Genomic DNA, 17,999 nt, shown 5'->3' on the forward strand with positions numbered 1-17,999 from the left:
AGCGTCAGCGCTTACCGGGCCTTTTTATTATCCAGGGCGTCAGGCCGGGCCATAACCCGGCATTGTGTTACTCGCCCTGCGTGGCGCTCTCAATCGTCAAGCGCACGTCCGAGGTAATCAGCTCTGCCAGCATCTGGTACACCTTCAGCGTCTCTTCCGGCTCGGCATCACCCGTATCACTGATGAAGCCTTCATCGCGAAGCGTCAGCACCAGGGAACTGAAGACCGCTTTGTCGAAGAATTCAGGGGCGTTAATGCCGTGCAGAACGGACAGGCGCTGGGCCAGCGTCCGGCTCTCTTTCTCCAGCGTACCGCGGTTGATAGACGGATTCGCGCTCAGCAGCCAGAACGTAATGGCGTAGCGCTGCAGCGTTTCGCGCGCACCGGCCGCCAGCAGCTGCAGGGTGCGGGAGCGTGACGGATTGATGTGCAGCTCGTCGTTGTTCAGGGTAATCAGCCCCTGGCGACGCATCTCTTCCGTCATCTTATCCAGTTCTGTCGCCAGCTCATCCTTACTCCAGCGCAGGAACAGCTCCGCTTTCAGCATCGGATAGATGGTCTCAAGATGGCGCAATAGCTCCTGACGGGAGATATGACGATGCTGGGTAATAATGGCGGCCATGAGCGACGGCAGCATCAGCATATGCGTGATGTTGTTGCGGTAGTAGGTCATCAGCACTGCCTGCTCGCGCGGCAGAATGATAATGTCGCCGATCGTGTCCTTTTCGACCTCAAACTTGTTCATCTGCAACGCGTGATCGATAAGTTCACTGGCGGTTGCAGAAGGCACGGTCGAATCAACCGAGTACGGCACGTTACGCATCATATCCAGATAGCAATCCAGCTGCTCCGTGAGCTGTTCACGGGTCAGCGAGCGCTGACGTGAAGCCAGAAGTGCCGTACAGCACAGGTTCATGGCGTTAGCCGCACCGGCGTTGTTAATGCGCACCATCAGCTCGGATGCGATGCCGTTAACCGTTGGCGTCAGCCAGGCCGGACGCACCGCTTCGATAGGATCGATGGACTCGCGCCACTCCGGAACGTGATGGTTCAGGTAGGTCATCAGCGGCATCGGTTCACCGAAGTTCACGTAGCCCTGACCGAGATTGCGCAGCTTGCTCAAGCCGCGCAGCATCTGCGGCAGGCTCTCTTTCTCTTTGGTCGCACCACGCAGCTCTTTCGCGTACGTGCCCACTTCCATCACGTGCTCGTAGCCGATGTAGATAGGCACCAGCGTGATCGGACGGGTACCTCCGCGCAGCATCGCCTGGATGGTCATCGATAGTGTGCCGGTCTTCGGATCGAGCAGACGACCGGTACGGGAACGACCGCCCTCCACGAAGTACTCCACGGAATAGCCGCGGCTGAACAGCTCGCCCAGATACTCGCGGAACACGGTGGAGTAGAGCTTGTTGCCCTTGAAGGTACGACGAATAAAGAACGCGCCCAGGCGGCGGAAAATCGGACCTGCTGGCCAGAAGTTCAGGTTGATACCGGCTGCGATGTGCGGTGGTACCAGCCCCTGATGATAGAGCACGTAGGAAAGGAGCAGGTAGTCCATGTGGCTACGGTGGCAGGGGACATAGACAATCTCATGGCCATCATGCGCCAGCTGACGCACACGCTCGGCGTTATGGACGTTGATGCCCTGATAGAGGCGGTTCCACGTAAAGCCGAGAATACGGTCGGACAGGCGAATCATCTCGTAAGAGAAGTTCGCTGCAATCTCTTCCATCAGCGCAATGGCGTTCTGCTGGGCTTTCTCATGCGAAATTTTCTTGCTGCGCGCTTCATCTTCAACGGCGCGGGCAATCGCTTTGGAGGCCAACAGCTTGTTGAACAGATCCTGACGCGCCGGGAGGCGTGGTCCTACGGCAGCCAGGCGCTGACGGGCGAAGTGCATACGCGCCACGCGCGCCAGTTTTTGCGCGATGATCTTGTCGGTGCCGTGCTCGTCCGCCATGCGACGCAGCGAAACGGAAGGGGAGAAACGCACAAAGCTGTCGCGTCCCAGCCAGGAGACCGCGAAGAACTTCTGGATGCCGTTAAGCATGCGCAGCGGCGGATTCTCTTCGCCTTTTTCACGGCCCGGACGACGACCAAACATCACCGATACCGGCACCATCTGCACATCCAGATCGGGATTGCTGCGGTGCAGGTCGAGATAATCATGGAACAGCTTGATGGACTCTTCTTTTGGCGTGTAATAGGTAAACACGCGCGGTCCACCGTGAATGAACACGTAGCGCGGCAGCAGCGTACCGTCAACTTCCAGCGGTTCAAGCGGGTCAGGTAAGTCATGCGCCAGACATTGGGCGCGAAGCGTCAGTAAGTCAGCCTTCGAGTTATAAGGCAAAACGTACATAATGGGGCGTGACGTATCGAGCCCCAATTCCAGCGCGGGTTCTGCTGGGATAGACTTGCTTTTTACCAGGATGCTTAATGGTAAATTAAGTAATTTGTAGTAAATTCGTGGCCAGCCGGACATAAACGATGTAAAGCCTCTGGTTAATAATGCAATTGCGGCGCAAGGATAACAGAAAGCGCGCAAAATTTCTGTTGTTACCCGTCATACTTCAGGCTGTAGCGAAACGCGCTACGGCTCCTGTTACTGACGCTCTTTTTTAAAAAAGGTTCTTTTAATGGCCAATAATACCACTGGGTTAACACGTATCATCAAAGCCGCCGGCTATTCATGGAAAGGTTTCCGTGCCGCATGGGTCAACGAAGCCGCCTTTCGCCAGGAGGGCGTCGCCGCTATCATCGCGGTGATCGTCGCCTGTTTCCTTGATGTTGATGCGATTACCCGCGTACTGCTTATCGGTTCCGTTCTTCTGGTGATGATAGTGGAAATTCTTAATAGCGCTATTGAGGCCGTTGTGGATCGCATTGGTTCCGATTTCCATGAGCTTTCTGGCCGTGCAAAAGACATGGGCTCTGCTGCCGTGTTGCTGGCGATTATCACTGCCGTTATCACCTGGGTCACGCTGCTTTGGTCACATTTCCGATGAGCCTCGAGGAATAATTAAGTCCCTGGTTTTTTGTGCAGTTTTTGGTTCCAAAATCGCCTTTGACTGTATATACTCACAGCATAACTGTATATACACCCAGGGGGCGGAATGAAAGCGTTAACGACCAGGCAGCAAGAGGTGTTTGATCTCATCCGGGATCATATCGGCCAGACGGGTATGCCACCCACGCGTGCGGAAATCGCGCAGCGTCTGGGTTTCCGTTCTCCAAATGCTGCCGAAGAACACCTGAAAGCGCTGGCGCGTAAGGGCGTGATTGAGATTGTCTCGGGCGCGTCACGGGGTATCCGCCTGCTGGTGGAAGAAGAGACGGGCATTCCGCTGATAGGGCGTGTTGCTGCCGGTGAGCCTTTACTGGCTCAGCAGCATATTGAAGGTCACTACCAGGTCGATCCTGGCATGTTCAAACCGAGCGCTGACTTCCTGCTGCGCGTCAGCGGCATGTCGATGAAAGACATCGGTATTCTTGATGGCGATCTGCTTGCGGTGCATAAAACACAGGATGTGCGAAACGGCCAGGTGGTGGTGGCGCGCATTGATGACGAAGTGACCGTTAAGCGTCTGAAAAAACAGGGTAACAGCGTACAGTTGCTGCCTGAAAACAGCGAGTTTTCACCCATTGTGGTCGATCTCCGCGAACAGAACTTCTCTATCGAAGGACTGGCGGTCGGGGTGATTCGCAACGGTGAATGGCTGTAATCCCTTCCTGACAGGCTATGGCACCGCTGTAGCCTGATTCATTCCCCACTCCCGGTATCTTTCATGTCACTGCTGACGGCATCCGATAAGGCATTGTGGCGTCTTGCTCTGCCGATGATTTTCTCCAATATTACCGTGCCCTTGCTGGGGCTGGTCGATACTGCCGTTATAGGCCATCTTGATTCACCGGTTTATCTTGGCGGCGTGGCGATTGGCGCGACGGCAACCAGCTTCCTGTTTATGCTGCTGCTCTTTTTGCGCATGAGCACCACCGGTCTTACCGCACAGGCTTATGGCGCGAAAGATCCGCTGCGTCTGGCGCGCGCGCTGGTGCAGCCGCTGATCCTCGCGCTTGGCGCGGGTGCGTTCATCGTTTTATTGCGGGCACCCCTGATCGATCTTGCGCTTCATATTGTTGGCGGCAGCGAGGCGGTATTAGAGCAGGCGCGACGTTTCCTTGAAATCCGCTGGCTCAGCGCGCCCGCGTCGCTGGCTAACCTGGTTCTGCTGGGGTGGCTACTGGGCGTGCAGTACGCCCGTGCGCCCGTGATTTTGCTGGTGGTGGGTAACCTGCTCAATATCGTTTTGGATGTCTGGCTGGTCATGGGTCTGCATATGAACGTGCAGGGCGCGGCGCTGGCAACGGCGATTGCCGAATACGGGACCTTTATCATTGGCTTGTGGATGGTCTGGCGTGTCCTGGCCATGCGCGGGATCACCCTGGCGCTGCTCAAAACCGCATGGCGCGGCAATATCCGTAAGTTGCTGGCCCTCAACCGTGACATCATGCTGCGCTCGCTTCTTCTCCAGCTTTGCTTCGGGGCGCTGACGGTTTTCGGGGCTCGACTGGGGCCAGACATCGTCGCGGTCAACGCAGTATTGATGACGTTACTGACGTTTACCGCCTACGCGCTGGACGGTTTTGCCTATGCGGTTGAAGCGCATTCCGGGCAGGCGTACGGTGCGCGCGAAAGCGGGCAGCTACGGGATGTCTGGCGGGCTGCCTGCCGTCAGTCGGGGCTGGTGGCGCTGGCCTTTGGTCTGGTTTACGCCTGCTTCGGTGAGCAGATCGTTGCATTGCTTACCTCTCTCCCTGCACTACGCGAGCTGGCGAGCCACTATCTCATCTGGCAAGTCGTCTTACCGGTGGTTGGCGTCTGGTGTTATCTGCTGGACGGCATGTTTATTGGTGCGACACGCGGGGCCGAAATGCGCAACAGCATGGCCGTCGCGGCGGCCGGGTTTGGTCTGACGCTGCTGACGCTCCCCTGGCTGGGTAATCATGGTTTGTGGCTGGCCCTGGCCGTCTTCCTCTCACTGCGCGGGTTATCGCTGGCGTTTATCTGGCATCGGCACTGGCAAAACAATACCTGGTTTCCCCCGCGCCACGATATATCGTGACGGTTAAAGATTCCGAATATGAAATTAACCACGGAATCCTTAACTACAATAATTATCACGTCCAGCAGAAAAGAACGTAACGGACGTTACGACCCGACGCTTAACGAAGAGGACACGATGATGAATAAAGACGAAATCGGCGGCAACTGGAAGCAGTTCAAAGGTAAAGCGAAAGAACAGTGGGGTAAGCTGACGGATGACGACATGACCGTCATCGAAGGTAAACGCGATCAGCTTGTCGGTAAAATTCAGGAACGTTACGGCTACGCAAAAGACCAGGCGGAAAAAGAAGTGGGCGACTGGGAAAAACGCAACGACTACCGCTGGTAACGCTGAATAACCCACAGGGCGGCTTTAAGCCGCCTTTTCTTTTGCCGTTAACGCGGCTTTTTCTTCACCAGAATTGAGTGGTCGTGCTGACACGCGTCCTGATGACGACAGGCTTCCACCTCCACGCACGCGGAACAGAGCCCGTGCGCCTCAATTACGTTATGACGCAGGGCAAAACCCATTTTCGCTGCCAGTGTATGCATAATATCTTCCACGCCTTCCGCAGCCTCTTCTTTCACCACGCCGCAGCGGTCACAGATAAACATCGCCGATGTGTGGGTGGGCTGATCGAACAGATGGCACAGCACATAGCTGTTGGTGGATTCCACCTTGTGCACAAACCCTTGTTCAAGCAGGAAATCCAGTGCGCGATAGACCGTCGGCGGCTTTGCCTGCGGTTCGCTTTCGCGCAGCAGATCCAGCAGATCGTAGGCGCTGATGGCACCCTGCTGCAGGCTCATCAGGCGTAAGACTTCAAGGCGCTGCGGAGTCAGGCGCACATTGCGTTGCGCACACAGCTTTTCGGCCTGCGCTAACAGCTCTTTTGTGGACTTATCCATGTAGCACCCCGGATGTTATAGGACGGAAAACCCCCACTTTATCATGTTCTGCTAAAAACACCGAGATCCGCCAGTCTGTGCTATACCTGACCCATCGCAAACCGGGAGATGCATAATGAAAAGACCTGACTGTATTCGGCACTGGCGCGACGTGGAAGGCGCGGATGACTCGACCTACCCCGACAGCGATGAGCTGTTCTCTATCGGCGCACCGCTGGCTCGCAAGCTTGGGCTCGGGCGTATTGGCATCCATCATGAGCGCCTGCCGCCGGGGCGCAGAACGTCCTATCCGCATGCGGAGAGCGACGAAGAAGAGTTTATTTATGTGCTCGAAGGTTACCCTGAAGCCTGGATTAACGGCTACTTGTGGAAGCTGGAGCCTGGCGACAGTGTAGGTTTTCCCGCCGGAACCGGCATCTGTCATACCTTTATCAACAACACGAACGACGAGGTTCGGTTACTGGTCGTTGGCGAGGCCAACAAGAAGCACAACCGCATCTACTATCCGCTCAACCCGGAGTATGCCGCCACGCGGGAAGATCGCTGGGTAGACCATCCCCCACAGTTTTTTGGGCCGCATGATGGAAAACCTGGGAAAAAATAATTTCCTCTTCTATAAATATTGAGGGCCGTCACAAAATATAACAGGCCGTAAGGGAGTTTTACTTAGGGAAAGAAATAGCGGGTCTTTTACTACTTATTCACAGCAATAGTTCGTTCCTGTTTGGGTGATAACAGACAGGGGTTATTTCATAACAGACTATAACGGGCATACTGTGAAAAAAAATTTTAAATTTTCGGTGGTTAGCATTGCTGTCTCCTTGTTTATGGCAAATCAGGCGGGAGCAGCCAATACCTGGACAGAATCACGCAGCGACGCCATGGGTGGCACCGGCGTGGCGTCGGGAAGCTATGGCAGTGGGGCGTTAATCAACCCGGCGCTGCTGGCAAAGGCAAAACCGGACGATGATGTGACGGTCATCTTGCCAGCCGTTGGGGTGCAGGTGACGGATGAAGACAATCTTCAGGACGAGATTGATAACATCAACGACAAAATCAATCACTACAAGGATGTGGTTGATAATCTCACGCCACGAGAAATTATCACCAATCCGTTAGGTTCCATTAATCAATTCCAGGGCGCGGCCAAAGATCTGGCCGATGAGCTGGACTATCTCAAAGGCAAAACCGCACGCGCAACGGCTGGTGCAGGGCTTGCGGTAAGTATCCCTAACGATGTCCTTTCCGTCGCCTTCATGGCGAAAGGCTATGCCCATGGCCGGGTGAGCTCGTCTATCGATCAGCAAGACATTGATTATCTGCGTGGTATTCAACGAAGTAATGTGGTGGCGGCCGGTGTTGCGCTGGATGCTGCGCTGAACGGTACGGATCAGATCACCAAGAACCTCAACTCAACGGCGTCCGGTCGGGCGGCGATTGTCTCCGACTACGGTGTTGCCGTTGCCCGTCAGTTTGATCTCGGCGGCGTCCCGGTTTCCGTGGGCGTAACACCAAAACTGCAAAAAACCTGGGTCTATAACTACACCACGTCCATCTACGATTACGACAGTAACAAGTGGAACGACAGCCGCTACCGTACTGACGATACGGGCTTCAACGTGGATGCCGGCATTGCGGCCGATTTCGGCGAAAACTGGACCGTCGGCGTGAGCGGACAAAACCTGATGTCGCGTGATATCGACACCAAAGATATCCGTATCCGCAATGGCCGTACGGGAGAAGTGGTGAGCTATAAAGACACCTACCAGATCCGTCCGCTGGTGACCGCCGGTGCTGCCTGGCACAACGACCTGGTGACGCTGACCGCCGATGGCGATCTGACGGAAACCAAAGGCTTCAAGAGCGAAGATACGTCGCAGTACGTGGGTGTCGGTGCCGAGGTGACGCCGCTGAGCTGGCTGGCGGTGCGTGCGGGTTATCGTGCCGACGTGAAGGGTAACGACAGCAATGTCTTTACCGGCGGTGTCGGTTTCGCGCCGTTTAGCACCGTGCATGTTGACCTGATGGGCCTGTACGGTGAAGACGAAACCTGGGGCGCAGGGGCTCAGCTGAGCATGACGTTCTAAAGTCAACCGGAGGCGCTGCGCCTCCGGCTTTTCTTTGTGCTATAGTAGCGCCCCTTTTCCACCAGATGCTTAAAACTTCGCCATGTCGTCAGAATTACAGACCGCTTTCCCTGCACACCGTTTTTCCATTGCGCCGATGCTCGACTGGACGGACAGACACTGCCGCTATTTCCTGCGCCAGCTCTCCCGCCATACGTTGCTATACACCGAAATGGTGACCACGGGCGCAATCATCCACGGGAAGGGTGACTATCTGGCCTATAGCGAAGAAGAGCATCCGGTTGCCCTGCAGCTGGGCGGCAGCGATCCGGCCGCGCTGGCGCAGTGTGCGAAGCTGGCGGAAGCGCGCGGCTACGACGAGATCAACCTGAACGTTGGCTGTCCGTCCGACCGTGTGCAAAACGGTATGTTCGGTGCCTGCCTGATGGGGAATGCCCAGCTGGTAGCGGACTGTATCAAGGCGATGCGTGATGTCGTTTCCATTCCGGTGACGGTCAAAACCCGTATCGGGATTGACGACCAGGACAGCTACGAATTTCTGTGCGATTTCATCAATACGGTCTCCGGAAAGGGTGAATGCGAGATGTTCATCATCCATGCGCGAAAAGCCTGGCTCTCCGGCCTGAGCCCGAAAGAGAACCGTGAAATCCCGCCGCTGGACTACCCGCGCGTGTATCAGCTTAAGCGTGACTTCCCGCATCTGACCATGTCCATTAACGGCGGCATCAAGTCGCTGGAAGAGGCCAAAGCGCACCTTGAACATATGGATGGGGTGATGGTTGGGCGCGAGGCGTATCAGAATCCGGGCATTCTGGCGACGGTCGATCGCGAAATCTTTGGCATCGAAGGTGCAGACACCGATCCGGTTGCCGTCGTGCGGGCGATGTATCCTTACATTGAGCGCGAGCTGAGCAACGGTACGTATCTCGGCCATATCACCCGCCATATGCTTGGGCTGTTCCAGGGCATTCCGGGCGCGCGTCAGTGGCGTCGCTACCTGAGCGAAAACGCGCATAAAGCCGGTGCCGATATCGAGGTGCTGGAACATGCGCTGCGACTGGTGGCAGACAAGCGATAACTTTCGCTAAAAGTTCGTCAAATTCACCACGCCCTGCGAATTCTCGTGGGGCGTTTTGCTTTAAGAACAACACGTTATGTCTGGCATGATTCTTGTAATGTTTGCAGCATCATTCGGGAACTCGTGGGAGAGCATCATGCTGGAACTACTTTTTGTGATTGGCTTTTTTGTCATGCTGTTAGCAACGGGCATTTCGCTGCTCGGCATTCTGGCGGCTATCGTGGTGGCGACGGTCGTCATGTTTATTGGCGGATTGTTTGCCCTGACGATCAAACTGCTGCCGTGGCTACTGCTGGCCGTGGCGGTGGTGTGGGTGATACGGGCGATTAAATCGCCAAAAGTACCCAGTTATCAGCGCAATAACCGCTTCCGTTACTAAGGTATTGAGGGGTTCGTCACAGAGTTGTAACTTTTCCAGCAGCATGGCTTAGAACAGAATAGGATTTACTTATCGAATCTGTCACTATGACTGCCGTTAAAGAATTCATCGCGCTGTACCCTACATACAGCCGAACTAAAAAAAGAAAGGGCTTCCCACGGGAAGCCCAATTTCTTTTTGGGGCTCAGGGAATCAACAAACTCGACCCCTGCGTTGCCCGGCTCTCCAGCACCTCATGCGCACGCTGCGCATCGGCTAGCGGGTATTTCTGCGCTTCTGCCACATCCACCTTAATGACGCCGCTGGCGATCAGTGAGAACAGCTCGTTGCTGGCTTCCTCAAGTTCTTCCCGGTTGGTGATGTAGCCCTGCAGGGAAGGGCGCGTGACGTACAGCGAGCCTTTCTGGTTCAGGATGCCGAGATTCACGCCGGTGACAGCACCTGAGGCGTTTCCGAAGCTCACCATCAGCCCACGACGCTGCAGGCAGTCCAGCGATGCCTCCCAGGTGTCTTTCCCAACCGAGTCATACACGACACGCACCTTTTTGCCGCTGGTGATCTCCTTCAGCCGTTCGACGATGCTCTCTTCACGGTAGTTAATCACCTGCCAGGCGCCCGCCTGCAGTGCGCGCTGCGCTTTTTGGGCATTGCCCACGGTGCCGATCAGTTTTGCGCCCAGCGCTTTTGCCCACTGACAGGCGATGAGCCCGACACCACCCGCCGCGGCATGAAACAGGAACTGCTCATCGGGTTTAATTTCATAGGTTTTACGCAGCAGGTAGTAAACGGTTAACCCTTTCAGAAAGGAGGCCGCCGCCTGCTCAAAGGAGATGGCATTAGGCAGCAGGGCGGCTTTATCCGCCGGGACGTTGTGGACGGAGCTGTAAGCGCCCAGCGCAGATTGCGCATACACCACGCGGTCGCCCTCTTTAAGATGCTTAACCGCGCTGCCCACTTTGATGACGACACCGGCTGCCTCGGTGCCCAGTCCGCTTGGCATCGACGGAGGCGGGTAGAGCCCGCCGCGAATATAGGTGTCGATGTAGTTTATGCCGATGGCTTTGTTTTCAACCTGCACTTCGTTTTCGCAAGGCGCGGTGGGGGTGAACTCCACCGCGTTGAGTACGTCAGGGCCACCATGCTTGTGAAATTCAATACGTGTTGCCATGCTTCCTCCAGAATGTGGTAATCTTTCGACCCACTCTTTATCTCGGTAACTCCATTCACTATGGCAGGAAACAAACCCTTCAACAAACAGACTGAACCTCGCGAGCGTGATTTCCAGGTCGCAGGGTTAAAAGTCCCGCCGCACTCGATTGAAGCGGAACAGTCGGTGTTGGGCGGTTTAATGCTGGATAACGAACGCTGGGACGACGTCGCCGAGCGCGTGGTGTCTGAGGATTTCTACACCCGTCCGCACCGTCATATCTTTACCGAAATGGCGCGCCTGCAGGAGTCGGGTAGCCCGATTGACCTGATCACCCTCGCGGAGTCGCTGGAGCGCCAGGGACAACTGGACAGCGTCGGCGGGTTTGCCTATCTGGCAGAACTGTCAAAAAACACGCCAAGTGCGGCAAACATCAGCGCTTATGCCGACATCGTGCGTGAACGTGCCGTTGTCCGCGAGATGATCTCGGTGGCGAATGAGATCGCCGAAGCCGGTTTTGATCCGCAGGGTCGCACCAGTGAAGACCTGCTCGATCTTGCCGAGTCCCGCGTCTTCAAAATCGCCGAAAGCCGCGCCAACAAAGACGAAGGCCCCAAAAACATCGCCGATGTCCTCGACGCCACCGTCGCCCGTATCGAACAGCTGTTCCAGCAGCCGCACGACGGTGTGACCGGGGTAAACACCGGCTATGACGATCTCAACAAGAAAACCGCCGGTCTGCAGCCGTCGGATTTGATTATCGTTGCCGCGCGTCCGTCGATGGGTAAAACGACCTTTGCGATGAACCTCGTCGAAAACGCGGCGATGTTGCAGGATAAGCCGGTACTGATTTTCAGTCTTGAGATGCCCTCTGAGCAGATCATGATGCGTTCTCTGGCATCGCTGTCGCGCGTGGACCAGACCCGCATCCGTACCGGCCAGCTCGACGATGAGGACTGGGCGCGCATCTCCGGCACCATGGGCATTCTGCTGGAAAAACGTAACATCTATATCGATGACTCTTCAGGCCTGACGCCGACGGAAGTCCGTTCCCGCGCGCGTCGTATCGCCCGTGAACACGGCGGTATCGGCCTTATCATGATCGACTACCTTCAGCTGATGCGCGTCCCGTCGCTCTCCGACAACCGTACGCTGGAGATCGCCGAAATTTCCCGCTCGCTCAAGGCGTTAGCTAAAGAGCTGCACGTGCCGGTGGTGGCGCTGTCGCAGCTTAACCGTTCTCTGGAACAACGTGCTGACAAGCGCCCGGTCAACTCCGACCTGCGTGAATCCGGCTCCATCGAGCAGGATGCCGACTTAATCATGTTTATCTACCGTGATGAGGTTTATCACGAGAACAGCGACCTGAAAGGGATCGCCGAAATTATTATTGGTAAACAACGTAACGGCCCGATCGGGACGGTGCGTCTGACCTTTAACGGACAGTGGTCGCGTTTCGACAACTATGCCGGTCCTCAATATGATGATGAGTAATTTCTAAGGAATTCAAATGCAAGCGGCAACTGTTGTGATTAACCGCCGCGCTCTGCGACACAACCTGCAACGTCTGCGTGAACTGGCCCCCGCCAGCAAGCTCGTTGCAGTCGTGAAAGCGAACGCTTACGGACACGGTCTTCTTGAGACCGCGCGAACGCTCCCCGATGCCGACGCCTTTGGCGTCGCCCGTCTTGAAGAAGCCCTCCGCCTGCGCGCGGGGGGGATTACCCAACCGATTCTGCTCCTCGAAGGCTTTTTCGAAGCCACCGATCTGCCAACCATCGCAGATCAGCATCTGCACACGGCGGTACACAACGAAGAACAGCTGGCCGCACTGGAAACCGCCGAGCTGAGCGAGCCGGTGACCGTGTGGATGAAGCTTGATACGGGCATGCATCGTCTGGGCGTGCGTCCGGAAAGCGCCGAAGCGTTTTATCAGCGTTTATGCCGGTGCAAAAACGTGCGTCAGCCGGTGAATATTGTCAGCCACTTCGCCCGTGCCGATGAGCCCGAGTGCGGTGCGACCGAGCGGCAGCTGGATATCTTTAATACCTTCTGCGAAGGCAAGCCGGGGATGCGCTCGATCGCCGCATCCGGCGGGATCCTGCTGTGGCCGCAGTCGCATTTCGACTGGGCGCGACCGGGCATCATTCTTTACGGCGTGTCGCCGCTGGAGAATAAACCCTGGGGGCCGGACATGGGTTTTCAGCCAGTCATGTCTCTGGTGTCTACTCTGATTGCCGTGCGCGAACACAAAGCCGGTGAGCCGGTGGGCTACGGCGGCACCTGGATCAGCGAGCGCGACACCCGCCTCGGCGTCGTGGCGATGGGCTATGGCGACGGCTATCCGCGCGCTGCACCCACGGGTACGCCGGTGCTGGTCAACGGTCGCGAAGTGAAGATCGTTGGCCGCGTGGCGATGGACATGATTTGTGTCGATCTGGGGCCTGAAGCCCAGGATAAACCCGGCGACGATGTGGTGATGTGGGGGGAAGCTTTACCCGTTGAACGTATTGCTGAAATCACGAAAGTAAGTGCTTACGAACTTATTACCCGCCTGACGTCTCGGGTGGCGATGAAGTACGTCGACTAACATTTTATTCCAGGGAAGGATAATGTCCCCTTCAGAAATCGCTGCGTGTCTGGCCTATGCTCTCTCCGTCTGGCTGGCCGCCAGAAACAATATCCATACGTGGTGGATAGGTATCATTGGTAGCGGGCTTTATGCCTGGGTTTTCTATTCTGTGCAGCTTTATGCTGACGTTACCCTTCAGTTCTTTTTCATCATAACGAGCATAACCGGCTGGCTGCATTGGCTTAAAGGCAATCATGGAGAGGTCTTGCCTGTCCGTCGTACCAGACCGGGACATTTTTTTATGCTTTTGGCCTGCGCCGTAAGCGTAGCAGCGGCGTACGGGTGGATATTGCATCTCTATACCAATGCATGGGCTCCCTGGCTGGACTCCATCATTTTGACATTCAGCATTCTTGCTCAGTTTATGTTGATGGGACGGCGTCTGGAAAACTGGTACATCTGGCTTGCCGTTAACACGCTGGCAGTACCGCTGTACGCGACGAGAGAACTGTATCTGACCGCCGGTTTATATCTGGTGTTTTGGTTTAATGCGTGGCACGGACTGTATCAGTGGCGCAAGGAGATCCGTGCGCAATGACGCTGTATGCCAACGGTCTGGTGGTAGGCAAATTCGCACCATTACATGCGGGCCATGAAGCGCTTATCAATACGGCACTTGAGCAGTGCGAGACGGTCTGTATCATCAGCTATTCGTCGCCGGAAATACGCGGTTACGAACCTGAAAAGCGGCTTAACTGGTTAACAACGCGCTTCCCACAATGTCGCCACCTCGTGCTTTCGCCGCAAGTGTTGGCTTCATATGGCCTTGCGCCACCGCCACCGAATGACGCTGATGACGATCTTCACCGGCATTATGTTGCAACGCTATGTGAGGACATTTTGCATTGTCAGCCAGAGGCGGTATTTACTGCCGAAGACTATGGAGACGGGTTTGCCACTGTCCTGAGCCAGCGTTTCGGACGACCGGTTGCGCACGTGCGTCTCCAGCGTCAACAGGGACCAGAGGCTCCATCGGGAACGCTCATCCGTTCTGATGTTCATCGTTATCGCAAGATGATGTCCCCTGAGGTGTATCGCAGCTTTGTTTTTCGTATCTGCTTATTAGGTGGAGAATCGACGGGCAAAAGCACGCTTGCAAAGGCACTGGCGCAAACGCTAAACGTTCCGTACGTTGCAGAGTATGGTCGTGAACACTGGGAAAAGAAGAACGGCATCCTTGATCTGGAGGATTTGCTGCATATTGCCCGCGAGCAGGTGCGTCGGGAAGAATCAGCCTGCACGGCGCCTTATCTGGTCTGTGATACGTCACCTTTAACGACCCTGTTTTACGCCCTCGATCAGTTTGGCAGCGCGCCGCAGGCGTTAATGGCGCTTGCTGAACGAGACTATGCACTGGTCGTACTTTGCGGAGATGATTTTCCGTTTGTGCAGGATGGCACCCGGCAGGGGGAGGCGTTTCGCCACAGACAGCAGGTATGGTATGAAGCAGAGCTATCACAACGAAACATTCCTTTTCTGCGCGTGCAGGGCTCACTGCCTGAACGAATCGATTGCATTTGCCGATATATCGAGTGTCTGGCCTGATATCGCACTCGACCTTCACCTGCTTCCGGTTTATTGTTGAAATCCCTGCCTCATCGAATTCCGGAGAACCATCGCGTGTTTCAGAAAGTTGACGCCTATGCCGGCGACCCTATCCTCTCCTTAATGGAGCGTTTTAAAGAAGATCCTCGCAGCGACAAAGTGAACCTCAGCATCGGTCTGTATTACAACGAGGATGGCATTATCCCTCAATTAAAAGCCGTAGCTGAAGCCGAAACGCGTCTGAACGCTGTTCCACACGGCGCTTCTCTGTATCTGCCGATGGAAGGGCTAAACGCTTATCGCAACACCATCGCGCCGCTGCTGTTCGGCGCCGATCACGCGGTGCTCGCGCAAAAACGCGTGGCGACCATCCAGACGCTGGGCGGCTCGGGTGCGCTGAAAGTGGGCGCAGACTTCCTGAAAAAATATTTTCCGGATTCAGGCGTGTGGGTCAGCGACCCGACGTGGGAAAACCACGTAGCGATCTTCGAGGGCGCGGGCTTTAAGGTGGCGACCTATCCGTGGTTCGACAGCGAAACGAACGGCGTGCGCGTTGACGCGCTGCTGGAAAAACTGAACACCCTGCCGGAGCGCAGTATTGTGCTGCTGCATCCGTGCTGCCATAACCCGACCGGTGCCGATCTCACCAATGCCCAGTGGGATGCGGTGATTGAGGTGCTGAAGGCCCGTAACCTGATCCCATTCCTCGATATCGCCTATCAGGGCTTTGGCGCAGGTATGGAAGAAGACGCCTATGCCATCCGCGCCGCTGCCAGCGCGGGGCTGCCTGTTCTGGTGAGTAACTCCTTCTCTAAAATCTTCTCCCTGTACGGTGAACGCGTTGGTGGTCTTTCCGTGGTATGTGAAGACGCCGAAGCAGCCAGCCGCGTGCTGGGTCAGCTGAAAGCGACGGTGCGCCGTATCTACTCCAGCCCGCCAAACTTTGGTGCGCAGGTGGTGGCGACGGTTCTCGGTGATGAAACGCTGAAAGCGTCCTGGCTTGGCGAAGTGGAGGCGATGCGTAAGCGCATCGTGTCGATGCGTCAGGAGCTGGTTAATGTCCTGAAAGAGGCTGTGCCTGGGCATAACTTTGATTATCTGCTCAAGCAGCGCGGGATGTTCAGCTATACCGGACTGAGCGCGGCGCAGGTCGATCGCCTGCGCGAAGAGTTCGGCGTCTACCTGATCGCCAGCGGCCGTATGTGCGTGGCGGGCCTGAATGCCGGCAACGTTCATCGCGTGGCGCAGGCGTTTGCCTCCGTAATGTAAGTATTCACTTACTTGCATGCTATATGTAGGCCGGGTAAGGCGCAGCCGCCACCCGGCTTTTTTGTTCGCGCCGGTGCCAGTCATTGCCCGGTGGCGCTGCGCTTTGTGATCGTCTTCTTTTTATTCCGCTTCATAAGCAAAAACTCCTTCCCTTCACCTCCCGCTGGGGTTATGGTCGGATAGTTTTTTGACCATTCACTCAAAATAAAACGATAACAAGCTGAATATTCAGGGGAAAATATGCGCAAGATCACACTGGCGCTCAGCGCCGCCTGCTTATTGTTCTCACTTAACAGCGCCGTCGTCGCGCGAGCTTCCGCCCCGACGCCGCTTTACACCGGCACTACCGCCGCCATTCTTGCCGAGCAGGCGCCCATTCACTGGGTTTCCGTGGCCCAAATCGAAAACAGCCTGATGGGGCGGCCACCAATGGCCGTGGGCTTCGATATTGACGATACCGTCTTGTTCTCAAGCCCAGGATTCTGGCGCGGCAAAAAAATGTATTCTCCCGACAGCGAAGCGTATCTGAAGAACCCGGAGTTCTGGGAAAAAATGAATAACGGCTGGGACGAGTACAGCATTCCGAAAGAGGTCGCCCGGGCGGTAATTGCTATGCATGTTAAGCGTGGCGACAGTATTTATTTCGTCACCGGTCGTAGCCAGACCAAAACGGAAACCGTCTCCAGAACCCTGCAGGACGATTTCCAGATCCCGGCAGCCAACATGAACCCGGTCATTTTTGCCGGTGACAAAGAGGGGCAAAACACCAAAATCCAGTGGCTGGAAAAGAAAAACATCAAAGTGTTTTATGGCGATTCGGATAACGACATTACCGCCGCGCAGGATGCAGGAGCCAGAGGGATCAGGGTGTTACGCGCGTCTAACTCTACCTATCGACCGCTGCCGATGGCCGGAAAGTTTGGCGAAGAGGTGATCGTCAACTCGGAGTACTGAGTCCCTGGCAGCGAGTTTGACTCTTTTTTAATCAAATCTCGCTGCTGCGGGTTTTACCTTTCGTCTTCTTGCTGCACACTTAGAAAGATTCATCTTTCATCATGGAGCAGCCTATGTGGTACCAACAGACCCTGACCTTAAGCGCGAAGCCACGCGGATTTCACCTGGTGACGGATGAAGTCATCGGGCAACTCCGCGACCTGTCGCGCGTCAGAACGGGTTTGCTGCATCTGCTGCTTCAGCATACGTCTGCCTCTCTGACGCTGAATGAAAATTGCGATCCCACCGTCCGGTCTGACATGGAGCGGCATTTTCTGAAGAGCGTTCCAGACAACGCCCCTTACGAGCATGACTATGAGGGGGCGGACGATATGCCTTCGCATATTAAGTCCTCTTTGCTGGGCGTATCGTTGATGCTGCCGGTCCACAACGGGCGGCTGCTGTTGGGCACGTGGCAGGGGATCTGGCTGGGAGAGCATCGCATTCACGGTGGTTCGCGTAAAATTATCGCCACGCTACAAGGGGAATAAAGATGACAATTTCGGAGATACTTCAGTACTGCATGAGCAAGCCCGGTGCGGAGCAGAGCGTCCACAGCGACTGGAAGGCCACGCAGGTTAAAGTGGGGGATGTGCTGTTTGCGATGGTGAAAGAGGTGGAGGGCCGTCCGGCGGCATCGCTGAAAACCAGCCCTGAACTGGCCGATTTACTCCGTCAGCAGCATGATGACGTGAGGCCGAGCCAGCACCTCAATAAGGCGCACTGGAGCACCGTCTATCTGGATGGATCGATTCCAGGCTCACAAATTTACTACCTGGTGGACGCATCTTATCAGCAGGCGGTTGAGCTGCTGCCGGAAACGACCCGACAGCAGCTCTCCGTGTGACAA

At 55.8% G+C, this 17,999-nt stretch carries 19 protein-coding genes; 16 read left to right on the forward strand and 3 right to left on the reverse strand.

The window, feature by feature from the left end; translation table 11 throughout:
- Positions 1 to 67: 67 nt before the first annotated feature.
- Positions 68 to 2,488: a glycerol-3-phosphate 1-O-acyltransferase PlsB gene (plsB, locus tag BMW97_RS21105; RefSeq protein ID WP_021242749.1), complete on the reverse strand. Its 2,421-nt coding sequence runs from the start codon at positions 2,486 to 2,488 to the stop codon at positions 68 to 70.
- A gap of 154 nt (positions 2,489 to 2,642) precedes the next feature.
- On the opposite strand from plsB, the gene BMW97_RS21110 reads away from it, so the two are divergent.
- From BMW97_RS21110 to BMW97_RS21125, 4 genes are all read left to right on the forward strand, one after another.
- Positions 2,643 to 3,011 (forward strand): diacylglycerol kinase, encoded by a 369-nt coding sequence (locus BMW97_RS21110; protein WP_021242750.1) that lies wholly within the window; start codon positions 2,643 to 2,645, stop codon positions 3,009 to 3,011.
- Between the two features lie 108 nt (positions 3,012 to 3,119).
- On the forward strand, positions 3,120 to 3,728 hold the full coding sequence (lexA, locus tag BMW97_RS21115; protein ID WP_045909165.1) for a transcriptional repressor LexA: 609 nt from the start codon (positions 3,120 to 3,122) through the stop codon (positions 3,726 to 3,728).
- Positions 3,729 to 3,791: 63 nt separating this feature from the next.
- Entirely contained in the window at positions 3,792 to 5,129 is a 1,338-nt protein-coding gene (dinF, locus tag BMW97_RS21120; protein ID WP_045909166.1) for an MATE family efflux transporter DinF, read from the forward strand.
- A 120-nt stretch (positions 5,130 to 5,249) separates the two neighbouring features.
- Positions 5,250 to 5,459: a CsbD family protein gene (locus BMW97_RS21125; protein ID WP_014830284.1), complete on the forward strand. Its 210-nt coding sequence runs from the start codon at positions 5,250 to 5,252 to the stop codon at positions 5,457 to 5,459.
- Between the two features lie 47 nt (positions 5,460 to 5,506).
- Here the strand turns inward: BMW97_RS21125 and zur are convergent, their stop codons facing one another.
- On the reverse strand, positions 5,507 to 6,019 hold the full coding sequence (zur, locus tag BMW97_RS21130; RefSeq protein WP_008503369.1) for a zinc uptake transcriptional repressor Zur: 513 nt from the start codon (positions 6,017 to 6,019) through the stop codon (positions 5,507 to 5,509).
- Positions 6,020 to 6,134: 115 nt separating this feature from the next.
- Here zur and BMW97_RS21135 point away from each other — a divergent pair, with 115 nt between their 5' ends.
- The 4 genes from BMW97_RS21135 to pspG all read left to right on the forward strand — a co-directional run bounded on the left by BMW97_RS21135 (position 6,135) and on the right by pspG (position 9,563).
- Positions 6,135 to 6,623 carry a cupin domain-containing protein gene (locus BMW97_RS21135; protein WP_045909167.1) on the forward strand — a complete coding sequence of 163 codons (489 nt, stop codon included), beginning with the start codon at positions 6,135 to 6,137 and terminating at the stop codon, positions 6,621 to 6,623.
- Between the two features lie 172 nt (positions 6,624 to 6,795).
- Positions 6,796 to 8,106 (forward strand): conjugal transfer protein TraF, encoded by a 1,311-nt coding sequence (locus BMW97_RS21140; protein ID WP_048030222.1) that lies wholly within the window; start codon positions 6,796 to 6,798, stop codon positions 8,104 to 8,106.
- 82 nt (positions 8,107 to 8,188) lie between these two features.
- Positions 8,189 to 9,184: a tRNA dihydrouridine(20/20a) synthase DusA gene (gene dusA, locus BMW97_RS21145; RefSeq protein WP_032623124.1), complete on the forward strand. Its 996-nt coding sequence runs from the start codon at positions 8,189 to 8,191 to the stop codon at positions 9,182 to 9,184.
- Positions 9,185 to 9,320: 136 nt separating this feature from the next.
- Positions 9,321 to 9,563, forward strand: coding sequence for an envelope stress response protein PspG (gene pspG, locus BMW97_RS21150; protein WP_008503373.1), 243 nt, complete (start codon positions 9,321 to 9,323; stop codon positions 9,561 to 9,563).
- Between the two features lie 184 nt (positions 9,564 to 9,747).
- On the opposite strand, the gene BMW97_RS21155 is transcribed toward pspG, so the two are convergent.
- On the reverse strand, positions 9,748 to 10,731 hold the full coding sequence (locus tag BMW97_RS21155; protein ID WP_045909169.1) for a quinone oxidoreductase: 984 nt from the start codon (positions 10,729 to 10,731) through the stop codon (positions 9,748 to 9,750).
- A gap of 60 nt (positions 10,732 to 10,791) precedes the next feature.
- Between BMW97_RS21155 and dnaB the strand changes: the two genes are divergently transcribed.
- The 8 genes from dnaB (at position 10,792) to BMW97_RS21195 (ending at position 17,996) form a co-directional block, all read left to right on the forward strand.
- Positions 10,792 to 12,204 carry a replicative DNA helicase gene (gene dnaB, locus BMW97_RS21160; protein WP_008503375.1) on the forward strand — a complete coding sequence of 471 codons (1,413 nt, stop codon included), beginning with the start codon at positions 10,792 to 10,794 and terminating at the stop codon, positions 12,202 to 12,204.
- Positions 12,205 to 12,220: 16 nt separating this feature from the next.
- On the forward strand, positions 12,221 to 13,300 hold the full coding sequence (alr, locus tag BMW97_RS21165; protein WP_045909170.1) for an alanine racemase: 1,080 nt from the start codon (positions 12,221 to 12,223) through the stop codon (positions 13,298 to 13,300).
- A gap of 22 nt (positions 13,301 to 13,322) precedes the next feature.
- Complete coding sequence (gene pnuC / locus BMW97_RS21170; RefSeq protein WP_023293520.1) at positions 13,323 to 13,880, forward strand: nicotinamide riboside transporter PnuC; 558 nt, start codon at positions 13,323 to 13,325, stop codon at positions 13,878 to 13,880.
- The gene (locus BMW97_RS21175; protein WP_045909171.1) at positions 13,877 to 14,887 is read left to right on the forward strand and encodes an AAA family ATPase; all 1,011 of its coding nucleotides are present in this window, start codon (positions 13,877 to 13,879) and stop codon (positions 14,885 to 14,887) included. Before pnuC ends, BMW97_RS21175 begins: the two co-directional genes overlap by 4 nt.
- 75 nt (positions 14,888 to 14,962) lie before the next feature.
- Positions 14,963 to 16,156, forward strand: coding sequence for an aromatic amino acid transaminase (tyrB, locus tag BMW97_RS21180; RefSeq protein ID WP_045909172.1), 1,194 nt, complete (start codon positions 14,963 to 14,965; stop codon positions 16,154 to 16,156).
- Between the two features lie 240 nt (positions 16,157 to 16,396).
- Positions 16,397 to 17,110, forward strand: coding sequence for an acid phosphatase AphA (aphA, locus tag BMW97_RS21185; RefSeq protein WP_045909173.1), 714 nt, complete (start codon positions 16,397 to 16,399; stop codon positions 17,108 to 17,110).
- A 113-nt stretch (positions 17,111 to 17,223) separates the two neighbouring features.
- On the forward strand, positions 17,224 to 17,640 hold the full coding sequence (locus BMW97_RS21190; protein ID WP_045909174.1) for a secondary thiamine-phosphate synthase enzyme YjbQ: 417 nt from the start codon (positions 17,224 to 17,226) through the stop codon (positions 17,638 to 17,640).
- Between the two features lie 2 nt (positions 17,641 to 17,642).
- Positions 17,643 to 17,996: an MmcQ/YjbR family DNA-binding protein gene (locus BMW97_RS21195; RefSeq protein ID WP_008503382.1), complete on the forward strand. Its 354-nt coding sequence runs from the start codon at positions 17,643 to 17,645 to the stop codon at positions 17,994 to 17,996.
- Positions 17,997 to 17,999: the final 3 nt, after the last annotated feature.

This window comes from Enterobacter sp. NFIX58, assembly GCF_900110475.1.
GTDB lineage: Bacteria > Pseudomonadota > Gammaproteobacteria > Enterobacterales > Enterobacteriaceae > Enterobacter > Enterobacter quasiroggenkampii.